Source organism: Lautropia dentalis, assembly GCF_003892345.1.
GTDB classification, from domain to species: domain Bacteria; phylum Pseudomonadota; class Gammaproteobacteria; order Burkholderiales; family Burkholderiaceae_E; genus Lautropia; species Lautropia dentalis.
The window spans coordinates 42,393-56,658 of the sequence record NZ_RRUE01000001.1 but is presented as its reverse complement, the minus strand read 5'-3'; the positions used below and the strand labels follow the sequence as shown (position 1 = coordinate 56,658).

Genomic DNA, 14,266 nt, shown 5'->3' with positions numbered 1-14,266 from the left:
GAAAGTGATGATCGCCGTGCCCGTGCGTCCCGTGGTCGCAACGCCGACGAACGGCGCCGCACTGCGGATGGGTTACGGGGCTGTCTGGCGGGGCAGACAGGAAGCCACAGAGGACGAATCAGCGTGTATCCAGCATCATCGCCCCTGCAACCCCGCCAGCAGCCGACTGTGGATGCCGCCGAAGCCGCCGTTGCTCATCACCAGAATCTGGTCACCCGGGCGGGCTGCCGCCAGAATGGCCGCTTCCAGTTCGGGCATGGTCCGGAACACCCTTGCCCGGTCACCCAGGGGCGCCAGCACCGATTCGGCATCCCAGTCCACGCCGCCGGCGTAACAGAAGACCCGATCGGCATCCTGCAGGCTGCCGGGCAGCAGGTCCTTCATGGTGCCGGTACGCATGGTGTTGGAGCGGGGCTCCAGCACGGCCAGCAGGCGGCCGGCCGGGGCGTCCTTCTGGTTGGTCACCGGCAGCGTACGCCCGGCATGAGCCCCCGCTGCGGCGCCCGTACCGCCGACACCCGCCATGGCACCCGTACCGCCTGCCCCCACCACGGTACCGGCCGCGCCCACCGGGCCGTGCTGGCCCGCAGCGGATGCCGACGCCTGCATGCGTGCCCGCAACCCGGCGATGGTGGTGGCGATGGCGGTGGGATGGTGGGCAAAATCGTCGATGACGGTCACGCCGTTGACCGTGCCACGCACCTCCAGCCGGCGGCGCACGCCCTGAAAGCGGGCCAGCGCCGCGATGGATTCGGCCGGCGTGATGCCGATGTGGTCGGCCGCCGCAATGGCCGCAAGCGCATTGGCCCGGTTGTGGGCACCGGCCAGCGGCAGGCGCACCGGGCCAAGATTTTCATCGCCGCGCATCAGCGTGAAAACGGTGGCATCGGCCTCTTCCCGCACATCCGCCGCATGCCAGCCGCGGACGCCCAGCGTTTCCTGCCCGCTCCAGCAGCCGCGGTCGATGACGCGCTGCAGGGCATCCGAATCGTCCGGCCAGATGATGCGCCCCTCGCCGGGCACGGTACGCACCAGATGGTGGAACTGGGTCTCGATGGCCGCCAGATCGGGGAAGATGTCTGCGTGATCGTATTCGAGGTTGTTCAGGATGGCCGTGCGCGGGCGGTAGTGCACGAACTTGGAGCGCTTGTCGAAGAAGGCGGTGTCGTACTCGTCGGCCTCGATGACGAAGTACGGCTTGCGCCCCAGCCGCGCCGATACCGGAAAGTTGCCCGGCACCCCGCCGATCAGAAAGCCCGGCTCTCGCCCGGCCGCTTCCAGAATCCATGCCAGCAGTGAGGCCGTGGTGGTCTTGCCGTGCGTGCCGGCCACGCCCAGCACCCAGCGCCCGGCCAGCACCTGCTCGGCCAGCCACTGCGGCCCCGACACATAGGGCAGCCCCTGGTTGAGAATGGCCTCCATCAGCGGATTGCCGCGCCGGACCACGTTGCCGATGACGAAGACATCGGGCCTGAGCGACAGCTGCTCCGGATCCCAGCCCTCGATGAGATCGATGCCCAGCGCGCGCAGCTGGTCGCTCATGGGGGGGTAGACGTTGGCATCGCAGCCGGTGACGCGAAAACCGGCCTCGCGGGCGATGGCGGCCACGCCCCCCATGAAGGTGCCGCAGATTCCGAGAATATGGATGTGCATGTACTGCCCTGCTGTGTTGGTGTGCGGCGGGTCATCGCCACAGGTAGTGTGAGCGAACCGGGCCATGGGGCCGACCAGGCCGTTCATGCCCCATACGGGCGCACCCGGAGGCGTTATTCGCGGGGATGGACCGGCCCATGACACGCACGGGTGCATGCAGCCATTCTAGAGCGTGTCATGAGCCTGTTCGCCCCTGCGCAGGTTGTGCCGCCCGGCCGCCGTTGCGGGCCGCCGGGCGGCAGGCGGGTTGTGCGGCGCACGACAGCGATCCGCTCCAGACAGGCCACCCGCTGCAAAAAACAAAGCTGCACCCCAGTGAACAGAAGTACCGCCGGCCAGGTAGACCACACGCCCGAAATCCCCGGTAAACTTGTTGCGGGATGTGCACGTTGAAGGAGCTGCCGGCACACGGGACTGGGTGTACATCGCCCACAATCCGGTCCTGTCTGCCGTTCCCGCCCCGTCCGCCAGCCCGGCCTTTCACGACCCTGTTTCAGCAGGCCTGTCCTGTTCAGCAATGACTGCCCCCCTCGCCCCCCTGCCCGGGGATGCCCACGACGATCTGCGCGCCGAGGTGGCCGACCAGGCCGCCCGGCTGATTGCCGACAGCGCGCTGGATTACCAGAGCGCCAAACAGAAGGCGCTGCGCCGGGCCTTTGGCAACACCACGCCCCCGTCGGGGCTGGTGCCCACCAACGAAGAAATCGACCGGGCGCTGCGCGAGCATCTGGACCTGTTCGACCCGGGACACGCCGCACGGGTGCAGCAGTACCGCGAGGCGGGGCTGGTCTGGCTGGAACGGCTGGCCGACCATCACCCCTATCTGGCCGGAGCCGCCTGGAAGGGGGTGGTGGCCGAACACGCCGTGCTGCACATCCAGTGCTTCACCGACGAGGCCAAGGAGCTGGAAATCCAGCTGCTGGATGCCGGCATCGACTACGACGTGGTCGAGGTCTCCCACTTCTCCGGCCGGGGCAGCGACGTGCCCGCCCTGGTCTTTCACGACCGCGACGGCCTGCCGGTGATGATCTCGCTGTACGGCCACGACGACCTGCGCGGCGCGCTGCGGGGCACCCAGGGCAGCGAGCGCGGCGACCTGGCGGGATTGCGACGGCTGCTGTCCGCCCCTCCCCCGGTTCCCCTCACGGAGGCAGACCCCGCCGGCGATGCCGCCCGCCGCCGTGCCGACGAGCTGGACGAGATGTCGGGACTGGCGGCAAACATCTTCAGGTGACCCCCTGAGCCAGACGAATCCGCTGACGAAAGACCATGGCGGGCACTGCTCCGCATCCCGGCCTTTCACCCTTCCGGAAGAACGACCGGGCCGGCGCAGCCACGTTTTCCCTGACGCCGGCCTGCCTCACCCCTGAAACGAGACTGTCCGATGAACCATTCCCTGCTTTCCGTTTCCGCCCGATTTTTCGCCACGGAACATGCCACCAGCGGCCAGCCCCATACTGGCCACGCCCACCGCGTCGAACCTGCCGCCCGCCCCATGCAGGCCCGCCGCCTCCTGCCGACGCTGATGCTGGCCGCCCTGCTGCCCCTCTCGGCCCAGGCAGCCCAGCCGGGCGTATCAGCACCAGCCACTACGCAGGGCACTGCCCCGAGCGCCCCCGTGCAGCTCGCCCAGGCCACCACCACACCGGCCACGGCACAGAAACCCGCCACTCAGGCCGCCGCCACCGACCAGACCCCGCTCGACACGCTGGCCGGCCTGAACCTGCCCGTCTTCGGCGGCAAGACACTGGACATCAAGGCCCTGAAGGGCAAGCCGGTAGTGATCAACTTCTGGGCCACCTGGTGCCCGCCGTGCATCCGCGAGATGCCGGACCTGGCCAACCTGGCCCGCGAGCTGGGTGACGATGCCACCATCATCGGCATTGCCGCCGACTCCGGGCCCCACGTGCAGAAGTTCACCGAAAAGACGCCCGGCATCGATTTCCCCCTGCTGATGGCCGGTTACAAGGCCCTGAACCTGTCAAAACAGTGGGGCAACGAGAAGGGCGGCCTGCCCTTTACCGTGGTGCTGGATGCACAGGGCCAGATTCACTGGCGCCACAGCGGTGCACTGGATATCGAAGCGCTCCGTTCAATGCTAAAATCCGGCGATCTGCATTGAGCGCGCACGATCTTGAACGCATCTGGCCAGAAAAAGGGGCTGCTCATCATCCATGGCCCCAACCTGAACCTGCTCGGCACCCGGGAGCCCGAGGTCTACGGCCGCACCACGCTGGCCGACATCAACGCGCACCTGGCCGCCATCGCGCGTCAGCATGACGTGCCGCTGGCGCATTTCCAGAGCAACCACGAGGGCGCCCTGGTCGACCGCATCCAGGCCGCCCGCACCGACGGCACCGCGTTCATCATCATCAACCCGGCCGCCTATACACACACCAGCGTGGCCCTGCGCGATGCACTGGCCGCCGTGGCCATCCCCTTCGTGGAAGTGCACCTGTCCAACGTGCACCGGCGCGAGCCCTTCCGCCACCACTCGTATTTCTCCGATCTCGCCGAGGCTACCGTCGTGGGCATGGGCGCGTTCGGCTATGAAGCCGCGCTACGATACGCGCTGCGCGAACTTGGTGTTGCACCGCCGGCATCGGCCAGCCACTGACCCCGTCCACCGGCACCCCTCAGACACAACCAGGCCAGACGGCCCTACTCTACTCATCAGGAATCCCCAGCATGGATTTGCGCAAACTGAAAACCCTGATCGATCTCGTTGCCGAGTCCAGCATTTCGGAACTCGAAATCACCGAGGCCGAAGGCCGGGTGCGCATCGTCAAGGCGCCGCCGCCGTCGGCCGCCCAGGCCCCCGTCGCCCAGGTCGTGCAGATTCCGGCCAGCCAGGCCGCCGTGGCCGCCCCGGCTGCGCAGCCCGGCGCCGCGGCGGCCCCTGCTCAGGCGGCGGCTGCACCGGCAGCCCCGCGTGGCAAGACGGTCAAGTCCCCCATGGTCGGCACGCTGTACCGTGCCCCCAACCCCGAAGCCGACCCGTTCGTACAGGTGGGCACCACCGTCAAGGTGGGTGACACGCTGTGCATCATCGAAGCCATGAAGCTGATGAACGAGATCGAGTCGGAATTTGCCGGCACGGTGGTCGAGATTCTGGTGGAAAACGGCCAGCCCATCGAATACGGTCAGCCGCTGTTCATCATCGAATAATCCACGGCGGGCAACCAGCATGTTCGAGAAGATCCTCATCGCCAACCGGGGCGAAATCGCCCTGCGCATCCAGCGTGCCTGCCGCGAAATGGGCATCCGCACGGTGGTGGTCCATTCCGAGGCCGATACCGAGGCCAAGTACGTGCGACTGGCCGATGAGTCGGTCTGCATCGGGCCGCCCGCCTCGCGCAACAGCTACCTGAACATTCCGGCCATCATCAGCGCCGCCGAAGTCACCGACGCCGGTGCCATCCACCCCGGTTACGGCTTCCTGTCCGAAAACGCCGACTTCGCCGAGCAGGTCGAACGCAGCGGCTTCGTCTTCATCGGCCCGCGCCCCGAGTCCATCCGCCTGATGGGCGACAAGGTCTCGGCCAAGGACGCCATGAAGCAGGCCGGCGTGCCGGTGGTGCCCGGTTCCGACGGCGCCCTGCCCAACGACCCGAAGGAAATTCTCGAAACCGCCCGCAAGGTGGGCTATCCGGTCATCATCAAGGCGGCCGGCGGTGGCGGCGGCCGCGGCATGCGCGTGGTGCGCGAAGAAGCCTCACTGCTGGGCTCGGTGGCCACCACCCGCAGCGAAGCACAGGCCGCATTCAACAACGGCGCGGTCTACATGGAGCGGTATCTGGAAAACCCGCGCCACATCGAGATCCAGGTGCTGGCCGACGAGCACGGCAACGCCATCTATCTGGGTGAGCGCGACTGCTCGATGCAGCGCCGCCACCAGAAGATCATCGAGGAGGCCCCGGCCCCCGGCATCGCCCGCGACCTCATTCACAAGATCGGCATGCGCTGCGTGGAAGCCTGCAAGGCCATCGGCTACCGCGGCGCCGGCACCTTCGAGTTCCTCTACGAAAACGGCGAGTTCTTCTTCATCGAGATGAACACCCGCCTGCAGGTCGAACATCCGGTCACCGAGCTGATCACCGGCATCGACCTGGTCCAGGAGCAGATCCGCATCGCCGCTGGCGAAAAACTGCGCCTCACGCAGGACGACGTGAAGATCAAGGGCCACGCCATCGAGTGCCGGATCAACGCCGAAGACCCGTACAAGTTCATCCCCTCGGCCGGCCGCATCTCCAACTGGCATCCGCCGGGCGGTCCGGGCGTGCGGGTGGATTCGCATGTCTTCAACAATTACTTCGTGCCACCGTTCTACGACTCCATGATCGGCAAGGTGATCTGCTATGGCGAAACCCGCCACCAGGCCATCCAGCGCATGAACATCGCCCTGTCGGAAATGGTGGTCGAGGGCATCAGCACCAACATCGCCCTGCACCGCGACCTGATGGAAGACAGGCGCTTCAACGAAGGCGGCACATCCATCCACTATCTGGAGAAAATGCTGGCTGAACGCAAGGCAAACGCCTGAATCGCCTGCAAAAAACGCCGCCCGGGCGCAAGGCAGACGCCCGATGTCGCCAGTAAAGGATGCTGGCCGGGCGCAAGGCGGCCTCCTGACACCGGCAGCCCTGCCGGAACTCCCTGCACCGGCACATGACCGTCCCGGTGCAGGGATCCCAAACATATCCCATGACCCAGACCTGGACCGAAATCACCCTCGAAGTCGACAAGGACGAGGCCGAAGCCTGGGCCGATGCCCTGCTGGAGGCCGGCGCCCTGTCGGTGCAGGCCGAAGACGCCGATGCCGACTCGCCCGACGAGCAGCCGCTCTTTGGCGAACCGGTCCCTGCCGGCCTGCCCGGCACCGGAGACGGCTACCTGCCCCAGACCTTCGGCTGGAAGCGCACCCGGCTGGCCGTGCTGTTCGACGGCAGCGAGGCGCAGTCGGCCGGCGCCCCCAACCCGCCGGCAGCGACGGGCACCCCGGAAACAGCGTCCACGGCAGCAGCAGCCCCCGCCAGCGTCGCGGTCCTCCCGGATCACATCCAGGCGGTACTGGACGAGGCCGCCACAGCGCTGCAGAAGCCCCTGCCTGCCGTGCTGGCCACCCGGCGGGTGGACGACCAGGACTGGGTGCGCATCACCCAGGCGCAGTTCGACCCCATTCCTGTCGGCCAGCGGCTGCTCATCCTGCCTAGCTGGCACGCCGCCGAAGCACAGCCCGGCCATCGCGAGGCGCTGATCATCGACCCGGGCCTGGCCTTCGGCACGGGCAGCCATCCCACCACCCGCATGTGCCTGGAGTGGCTGGACGAGCACGACGTGGCCGGCCTGCGCGTGATCGACTACGGCTGCGGATCGGGCATTCTGGCCATTGCCGCTGCCCGGCTGGGCGCCGCCGAGGTCATCGGCATCGACATCGACCCGCAGGCCGTACTCAGCACCACCGAAAACGCCCGCATCAACCGCGTGCAGGTCACGGCGCTCGACGGCAACGCTGCCCTGCCGGCGCCGGCCCAGCTCGTCGTGGCCAACATCCTGTCCACCCCGCTGAAGCTGCTGGCTCCCATCCTGTCGTCGCTGGTGGCGCCGGGCGGACGGCTGGTACTCTCGGGTGTACTGGAGCGGCAGATCGACGAAGTGGCCCGGCATTACGACCCGGTTCTGCAGGTACACGCCTGGCGCACCCGTGACGGCTGGGCCTGCCTGACCGGCAGCCGGCCTGTCTGAAGGCGGTGACGTTGACTGGCACACCGTTACACCAGTCACAGCCAAAGCTGTCCGCGGGCGTTAACATAGTCGTTTTTTCCCGATATCTCACCACGGCAAGATCGCGTCATGGCGCTCGCAACCACCTGCCCGCAATGCAAGACCAGTTTCAAGGTCGTGCCCGACCAGCTCAAGCTGCGCCGGGGCCTCGTGCGTTGTGGCGTCTGCCAGTTCGTGTTCTCGGGCGTCGAGCACCTGCGCTACGTCGACAAGGACGATGACTCCGACCCGACGACGATCCAGCACGCACCGGACACCACCACCGGCCCGTCCACCGCACCCGGTGCGCCCGAGGAGCCCCGTACCCCCGAGAGCCGCTACAACGACGTGGCGGCCGGCCTGACCTTCTCCGACACCCATCCCGGTTCGGGTCCGCTCGATTCCGACACCACCGACCCGGTCACGCAGACGCTCATCGCCGCCTCCGAGCAGGGGAACACCGAAACGGCCGCCACGCCGTCCGCCCAGGTGGACGAAGACGGTGCCGTCGCGCAGCCCTGGCCATCCCTCACCATGCCCTCCACCGGCACGGACACCGGCACGGACACCGGCACGGAGGAAGCCCCCGGCACTTCCCGGAGCACCGGTACCAAGGGCACTGCCGCCCGCGCAACCGGCAAGGAAGGCAAGACAGACAGGGCCGCCGCGGCACAGCCCACGCCGGCCCCTCATGGCGCTCCAGCCAGCAGCAGCGAAACCACCGGCACGACGACCGGTACGCACACGTCCACCGGCACCGGCACCGGCACCGGCACGGAGGATACCCGCGGCACCGACACTGGCACCAGCCAGGCTGAAGACACCGTTGACGACGGCACAGCCTCCCCTGCCAGCGCGCCGGCCCCCCACGCAACCGGCGCCGGCGACGCACCTGAAGCCGCAACCGCTGCTGACGGCAGCAGCACAGATTCCGCAGACACCGCAGATTCCAGCCACACCCCGGACGCCGGCGACACCGAGGGCTCCGAAGACGCCGCAGGCTCCGGCGATACCCCGGACTCCGAAGACACCGAAGACACCGCGGCCACCGAAGGTACGACGCCCTCCGGCAGCGGCACGTCCGGCAGCAGCAAGGGCAGAAACCGGAGCAGGAAGGACAAGGACAGGTCCGCGCGCGGCCAGAGCCGCTGGAGCAGGTTCATGAAGGGCCGCAGCCCGGCACCTGAACCAGCATCTGGGCCAGCACCTGAGCCTGCCTCCGGGCCTGCCCCGGAGGCTGCCCCTGCCGTCGCCACCCGCCCCGATGCCCAGGAAGACGACACCAGCCTGAACACCGTCTTCTTCATGGCGGACAACGAGGCCCCCTTGCCCGGTCACGAGCACGACAGGAACGTCCAGCTGCCGGCCTCGCTGCGCAGCGACCGCAGCGGCCACAGCCAGCCGCCCGCAGACAGCGACCTGGATCCCGACACCCAGGCCACCAGCGCGCTGGTCGACGAGGCCAACCGCATCTGGCGCCAGCACAAGCCGCGTCACGCCGAAAACGCCGACGACGATCAGGCACACGACCACGCCGCGCGTACCGCCCACGGCACACCGGAGGGCGACACCTCCCGTGGTGGCGGCAGCAGCAGCAGCAGTAGCAGCCGGGAATCATCGCGCAGCCGGCGTGGCAGGGACGGCAGCAGCCGGCGCAGTCGCCGCCGGAGCAGCAGTCACGCCCGCGAAAGCCTGGGCAGCCTGCACGACGGTTACACGCACGAATCGGCCGAATCGGCCGGCTGGTTCACCCCGAAGCGCCGCCGCATCGTGATGGCCGTGCTGGGCGTGCTGGCCGCCGTGCAGCTGGTGGCGGTGTATCGCACCGAAATCAGCTACACCGTGCCCTTCCTGCGTCCGGTGGTCCAGGCCATCAGCCTGCTCACCGGCCAGACCATCCAGCCGCCGATGAACCTCTCGGCCCTGTCGATCGAATCGTTCGAGCTGCGCAATACCCAGAAAACCGGTCAGACCCGCATGACGGCCATCCTGCGCAATCGCAGTGGCACCGCCACGCGCTGGCCCGCCATGGAGCTGACGCTCACTGGCCCGTCCAACGCCATTCTGGTGCGCAAGGTGCTGCTGCCGGCCCAGTACCTGCCCGCCGGGCACGACCAGGCAGCGGGCATGGCCCCCAACAGCGAACAGCCCCTGGACCTGATGCTCGACACCAGCGACCTGAACCTGGCGGGCTACTCCGTGTCGCTGTTCTATCCATGACCCCCATGGCGGGTAATGCGTGCCGGCAGCCCGCCAGCACAGCCGACCATGCCACCATGGAAGCGCACACCTTCATGATCCAGCCGCCCTCCTGGCCCGTATGCCATGGCCGGACGCGCGCCTGTGGCCAGACCGGTCTTCATGAACCGGCCCGTTCGTCTTTCCCTCTCCAACCGGCTGCGGTGCGCAGCCCTTCCCTGCAGGTACCCACATGACCCAGCACGTCCTGATCAGCGGTTCCGTCGCCTTCGACACCATCATGGTGTTCGACGGCTATTTCAAGGATCACATCCTGCCCGAGCGGGTTCACCAGATCAACATCTCGATGCTGACGCCCGAGCTGAAACGTGAATCCGGCGGCTGCGCGGCCAACATCGCCTACAACCTGCGCCTGCTGGGCGGCACGCCGGCCATCCTGGCCACCGTCGGCAAGGACGGCGCCGAATACGCCGAACAGCTCGGGGCCATGGGCATCGACACCCGTCAGCTGCTGGTGCTGCCCGAATTCTTCACGCCGCAGGCCTTCGTGACCACCGACAAGGCCGCCAACCAGATCGCCGCCTTCCACCCCGGCGCCATGAACGAGGCGCACCGTGCCCGGGTGGACGCCTTCCCGCGCCAGGAGGTGTCGTGGGGCATTGCCTCGCCCAACGGCCATGATGCCTTCGTGCAGCATTGCGACCAGTTCGAAAAGGCCGGCATCCCGTTCATCTGCGACCCGGGCCAGTCGCTGCCCATCCTTGGCGGCGACGAGCTGAAGAAGATGATCCGCCAGGCCACCGCCCTCACCGTCAACGACTACGAGTTCGGCATGGTCTGCAACAAGACCGGCTGGACCGAGGCCGAGGTGCTGGAAGCCGCCGGCACGATGATCGTCACCCTGGGCGGTGACGGCTCGCGCCTGCACCACGATGGCAAGGTCGAACAAATCGCCCCGGTGGCCATCAACGCCACGGTCGATCCCACCGGTTGCGGTGACGCCTACCGCGCCGGCCTGCTGTATGGCCTGTCCAGCGGCTGGGACTGGAAAAAATCCGCCCAGCTGGGCAGCGTGATGGGCGCCATCAAGATCGAATCGCCGGGGCCGCAGAACCACAGCCCCTCGCGCAGCGACATCGCTGCCCGCTACGCCGCCGCCTACGGCGCACAGCCGTGGTGAGGCAGCACGCGCGCCTGCAAAACTGACCTGAACCCGTGACGTTCAGGTCACGGGTTCACCCGGCCGAATAGCGTGCCAGCCCGCCCATCGTGCTCAGCACCAGCGTGGGATCGAGCAGCACCAGCAGCACCTGAATGACCAGCAGGGCCACCAGCGGCGACAGGTCGAACTGCCCCATCAGCGGCACCACACGGCGAAACGGACGCAGCAGCGGCGAGGTCAGCGCAGCCAGCGGCCAGGCCAGCGGCGCCTGCGGATTGATGAGCGACAGCACGGCCGAGGCGATGATCAGCATCATGGCCAGATACAGCCCCCAGCGTACCACCCACAGCACGCCCACCAGCAGGATGTAGAGCGGGTTGAGCGCCAGCCCCCAGAGGGCAGAGAACATCAGCGCCGTGGCCAGCCCGATCAGCACGGCCCCTGCCAGGCTGGGCCAGTCGATGCGACCCGATGGCCGGACGACCCGCGACAGTGGCAGAACCAGCCACTGGCTCAGTGCATGGGCAAACCCCACCAGCGGATTGCCGTGCGGATGCATGCCGTGATATCTGGCATAGGCGCGCAGCAGGCAGACACTGGCCACCAGCGACGCGACGGTCTGAATCAGCATCCAGAGAATGGGCTGCATCTTGATCCCCCGAAAAACATCGACAGTTGAAAACGACAGGCCGCAGCATACCACTGCGCCGCCCGTCACCCTGTGCCCCTGACGAGTGGCATGGGCGCATTCGCCCATCCGGGCCCCGCATCACGCCCCAAAATGCCTGCAGCCGCCAGAACGCGCGAGCGCCCGGGCGGCTGCAGGGGGGGGGCCGGTGCCACGATGTGCAACCGGCAGGGAGATCAGGGACGACGCCCTGTCGGAAACGGCCAGGCGGCCTGGGCGCTGCCCGCGGCGCGGCCACGGCGTGCCGGTGCGGCGGCTGCCTGTGTTTCGGCCTTGGGCGGACGGCCACGACGCTTCGGTGCGGCGGCCGCGGCTTCCACCTCGGCCTTCGGCTTGCGGCCACGACGTGCCGGCGTGGCCGCGACCTGGGCAGCCAGCGTTTCCGCCTTGGGCGGGCGACCGCGACGCTTCGGTGCCGCGGCCACCTCCACGTCGGCAGCAGCCTTGCGGCCACGGCGCGCGGGCGTGGCCGACGTGGTCAGCACGGGCGCGGCACCAGCCGCCTTGCGACCACGACGCGCAGGCGTGGTGGTGAGCACGGCAGGCGCCTCGGCCTTGGGCGGACGGCCACGGCGTTTGGGCGCTGCGGCCACGGCTTCCACTTCGGCCTTCGGTTTGCGACCACGACGGGCTGGCGTGGCCGCAGCGGCGGCAGCGCGGGCTGCCAGTGTCTCGGCCTTCGGCGGACGGCCACGGCGTTTGGGCGCTTCGGCCACGGCTTCCACATCCACCTTCGGCTTGCGACCGCGACGGGCCGGTGCAGTGGCTGCTGCTTCCACCTCGGCCTTCGGTTTGCGGCCACGACGGGCCGGCGTAGCGGCAGCGGCTGCACGGGCTGCCAGTGTCTCTGCCTTCGGCGGACGGCCACGGCGTTTGGGCGCCTCGACCACGGCTTCCACTTCGGCCTTCGGCTTGCGACCGCGGCGTGCCACCGTGGCGGCTGCTGCTTCCACCTCGGCCTTCGGTTTGCGACCACGACGGGCCGGCGTGGCCGCTGCGGCGGCGGCTGCACGGGCTGCCAGCGTCTCGGCCTTGGGCGGACGGCCACGGCGTTTGGGCGTCTCGACCACGGCTTCCACTTCCACCTTCGGTTTGCGGCCGCGGCGTGCCGGGGCAGCGGCTGCTGCTTCCACCTCGGCCTTCGGTTTGCGACCACGACGGGCCGGCGTGGCCGCAGCAGCGGCGGCAGCACGGGCGGCCAGTGTCTCGGCCTTGGGCGGACGGCCACGGCGTTTGGGCGCCTCGGCCACGGCTTCCACTTCCACCTTCGGCTTGCGACCGCGGCGTGCCGGGGCAGCGGCTGCAGCTTCTACCTCGGCCTTGGGTTTGCGACCACGACGGGCCGGCGTGGCCGCAGTGGCGGCAGCAGCACGGGCTGCCAGTGTCTCGGCCTTCGGCGGACGGCCACGGCGTTTGGGTGCAGCGGCTACCTCGGGTTCGGCGGCTGTCTTGCGGGTGCGGCGCACCGGTTCGGCAACGGCTTCTGCGGCCTTGCGGCGCCCCCGTGTGGTCGAAGCGGCAGGGGCGGCTGCAGCGCGGCTGGTGGTTGCAGCAGCGCGGGCCGTGGTGGCACGACGGGTGACAGAATCTGCTGCAGCCTTGCTGCCTCGGGTTGCCGGCTTGCGGCCGACGGTTTTTTTCGCCACCGCCGTCTTGCGGGTGGTTGTTGCCATCAGAAGCTCCTCGAACAGGAATGACAGGTCATGCCAATTGGCCGATCCAGGGACCCTCTGCAAAAGTCCTGCGGCACTTTGATTCCCATGCTCGGGCGATCCAGTGCGTTGCCATTTGTCGCCAATAGCCCTGCTATTGCCGACAAATGGCGCCTTCTGGCTCATCCCGATCCTGGGCTCAAAGTGCTCGCAGACTTTTGCAGAGGGTCCCTAGCGTGAAGGGGGCGACGACCGCCCCCGAAGTGGTCACGCTTTCCTGGCCGGAAAAGTCCTGCCGGGAGATTGTCCACGTCAGGCAGAGCCGTCCGGGAAAGCAGAATGGCCCGATCATAACGTGAGCAATATGTATATTGCAATGTTATCCACGAACTTCGGGGGCACTTCCGGGGCATTTTGCAGCCCGAACCCCAAAAAATCCCCCGAATATCCTCAATTACCCCCAGGTTTCACACCACCTGATGTCGCCCGTCCCGCCTGCACACCCCCGGCAGTACATGACCGGAAACGTCAGGGGGCATCCCCAAATGGGCGCACCACCCCGTGCGCGTCCAGCACGGATTGCAGGCGCGGCCATTCAAAATAAGGCCCGGGATCTTCCTTGCGGCCGGGTGCCACGTCGCTGTGCCCGGCAATGTACCGGATGGGCCAGGCAGCAAACAGCCGCGCCAGCAGCTGCTGCAGGCGGCGGTATTGTGTGTCGGTGAACGGGCGGTGGCTGCTGCCCTCCAGTTCGATACCGATGGAGAAGTCGTTGCAGCGCTCACGATCCAGCAGGCGGGATACACCTGCATGCCACGCCCGTTTTTCGGGGGGAACGAACTGCACCAGTCCGCCATGGCGGCGCAGGAAAAAGTGCGACGACACCCTCAAGCCTTCCAGCCCCGCAAAACCGGGATGGGCCGATGCATCCAGGCTGTTGGTAAAGAGGCGGGCAACGGCATCCCCCGAGAAATGTTCGGGCGGCAGGCTGATGTAGTGCAGGATCACCGTATCGATGACCGTGCCGGGCGGACGTTCATCGAAATTGGGACTGTCGATGATGCGCATGCCGGGCAGCCAGGGCGCCGGGCAGTGCGGTGGGACACCATCCCGATACTGGATATGGTCCTGATCATTCATGGTGTGCCA

The 14,266-nt window shown here is 67.9% G+C and carries 12 protein-coding genes; 8 read left to right on the top strand and 4 right to left on the bottom strand.

The window, feature by feature from the left end:
• Nucleotides 1-135: 135 nt before the first annotated feature.
• On the bottom strand, nt 136-1,653 hold the full coding sequence (gene mpl, locus EHV23_RS00230) for a UDP-N-acetylmuramate:L-alanyl-gamma-D-glutamyl-meso-diaminopimelate ligase (RefSeq protein ID WP_238990209.1): 1,518 nt from the start codon (nt 1,651-1,653) through the stop codon (nt 136-138).
• A gap of 517 nt (nt 1,654-2,170) precedes the next feature.
• Here mpl and EHV23_RS00225 point away from each other — a divergent pair.
• The 8 genes from EHV23_RS00225 to EHV23_RS00190 all read left to right on the top strand — a co-directional run bounded on the left by EHV23_RS00225 (nt 2,171) and on the right by EHV23_RS00190 (nt 10,795).
• On the top strand, nt 2,171-2,887 hold the full coding sequence (locus EHV23_RS00225; RefSeq protein WP_125094186.1) for a UDP-N-acetylmuramate--alanine ligase: 717 nt from the start codon (nt 2,171-2,173) through the stop codon (nt 2,885-2,887).
• A 150-nt stretch (nt 2,888-3,037) separates the two neighbouring features.
• Complete coding sequence (locus tag EHV23_RS00220; RefSeq protein ID WP_125094185.1) at nt 3,038-3,775, top strand: TlpA family protein disulfide reductase; 738 nt, start codon at nt 3,038-3,040, stop codon at nt 3,773-3,775.
• A 12-nt stretch (nt 3,776-3,787) separates the two neighbouring features.
• Nucleotides 3,788-4,270 carry a type II 3-dehydroquinate dehydratase gene (gene aroQ, locus EHV23_RS00215; RefSeq protein WP_125094184.1) on the top strand — a complete coding sequence of 161 codons (483 nt, stop codon included), beginning with the start codon at nt 3,788-3,790 and terminating at the stop codon, nt 4,268-4,270.
• 71 nt (nt 4,271-4,341) lie between these two features.
• Nucleotides 4,342-4,821 (top strand): acetyl-CoA carboxylase biotin carboxyl carrier protein, encoded by a 480-nt coding sequence (gene accB, locus EHV23_RS00210; RefSeq protein ID WP_125094183.1) that lies wholly within the window; start codon nt 4,342-4,344, stop codon nt 4,819-4,821.
• Nucleotides 4,822-4,840: 19 nt separating this feature from the next.
• Entirely contained in the window at nt 4,841-6,196 is a 1,356-nt protein-coding gene (accC, locus tag EHV23_RS00205) for an acetyl-CoA carboxylase biotin carboxylase subunit (RefSeq protein WP_125094182.1), read from the top strand.
• Nucleotides 6,197-6,357: 161 nt separating this feature from the next.
• Nucleotides 6,358-7,398 carry a 50S ribosomal protein L11 methyltransferase gene (gene prmA / locus EHV23_RS00200; protein ID WP_125094181.1) on the top strand — a complete coding sequence of 347 codons (1,041 nt, stop codon included), beginning with the start codon at nt 6,358-6,360 and terminating at the stop codon, nt 7,396-7,398.
• 108 nt (nt 7,399-7,506) lie between these two features.
• Nucleotides 7,507-9,636 carry a zinc-ribbon and DUF3426 domain-containing protein gene (locus tag EHV23_RS00195; RefSeq protein WP_125094179.1) on the top strand — a complete coding sequence of 710 codons (2,130 nt, stop codon included), beginning with the start codon at nt 7,507-7,509 and terminating at the stop codon, nt 9,634-9,636.
• Between the two features lie 211 nt (nt 9,637-9,847).
• Nucleotides 9,848-10,795 carry a carbohydrate kinase family protein gene (locus tag EHV23_RS00190; RefSeq protein ID WP_125094177.1) on the top strand — a complete coding sequence of 316 codons (948 nt, stop codon included), beginning with the start codon at nt 9,848-9,850 and terminating at the stop codon, nt 10,793-10,795.
• A gap of 55 nt (nt 10,796-10,850) precedes the next feature.
• Here the strand turns inward: EHV23_RS00190 and EHV23_RS00185 are convergent, their stop codons facing one another.
• From EHV23_RS00185 to ampD, 3 genes are all read right to left on the bottom strand, one after another.
• Nucleotides 10,851-11,426 carry a YggT family protein gene (locus tag EHV23_RS00185; RefSeq protein WP_158615755.1) on the bottom strand — a complete coding sequence of 192 codons (576 nt, stop codon included), beginning with the start codon at nt 11,424-11,426 and terminating at the stop codon, nt 10,851-10,853.
• A gap of 215 nt (nt 11,427-11,641) precedes the next feature.
• The gene (locus tag EHV23_RS00180) at nt 11,642-13,138 is read right to left on the bottom strand and encodes a hypothetical protein (protein ID WP_125094174.1); all 1,497 of its coding nucleotides are present in this window, start codon (nt 13,136-13,138) and stop codon (nt 11,642-11,644) included.
• A 507-nt stretch (nt 13,139-13,645) separates the two neighbouring features.
• A complete protein-coding gene (gene ampD, locus EHV23_RS00175; RefSeq protein WP_125094173.1) occupies nt 13,646-14,257 on the bottom strand; it encodes a 1,6-anhydro-N-acetylmuramyl-L-alanine amidase AmpD in 612 nt (203 codons plus the stop codon).
• Nucleotides 14,258-14,266: the final 9 nt, after the last annotated feature.

Bases quoted from the DNA above. Each gene is read 5' to 3' on its own strand.
- mpl (WP_238990209.1), bottom strand. From the start codon at position 1,653: ATGCACATCCATATTCTCGGAATCTGCGGCACCTTCATGGGGGGCGTG.
- EHV23_RS00225 (WP_125094186.1), top strand. From the start codon at position 2,171: ATGACTGCCCCCCTCGCCCCCCTGCCCGGGGATGCCCACGACGATCTG.
- EHV23_RS00220 (WP_125094185.1), top strand. From the start codon at position 3,038: ATGAACCATTCCCTGCTTTCCGTTTCCGCCCGATTTTTCGCCACGGAA.
- accB (WP_125094183.1), top strand. From the start codon at position 4,342: ATGGATTTGCGCAAACTGAAAACCCTGATCGATCTCGTTGCCGAGTCC.
- accC (WP_125094182.1), top strand. From the start codon at position 4,841: ATGTTCGAGAAGATCCTCATCGCCAACCGGGGCGAAATCGCCCTGCGC.
- prmA (WP_125094181.1), top strand. From the start codon at position 6,358: ATGACCCAGACCTGGACCGAAATCACCCTCGAAGTCGACAAGGACGAG.
- EHV23_RS00195 (WP_125094179.1), top strand. From the start codon at position 7,507: ATGGCGCTCGCAACCACCTGCCCGCAATGCAAGACCAGTTTCAAGGTC.
- EHV23_RS00190 (WP_125094177.1), top strand. From the start codon at position 9,848: ATGACCCAGCACGTCCTGATCAGCGGTTCCGTCGCCTTCGACACCATC.
- EHV23_RS00185 (WP_158615755.1), bottom strand. From the start codon at position 11,426: ATGCAGCCCATTCTCTGGATGCTGATTCAGACCGTCGCGTCGCTGGTG.
- EHV23_RS00180 (WP_125094174.1), bottom strand. From the start codon at position 13,138: ATGGCAACAACCACCCGCAAGACGGCGGTGGCGAAAAAAACCGTCGGC.
- ampD (WP_125094173.1), bottom strand. From the start codon at position 14,257: ATGAATGATCAGGACCATATCCAGTATCGGGATGGTGTCCCACCGCAC.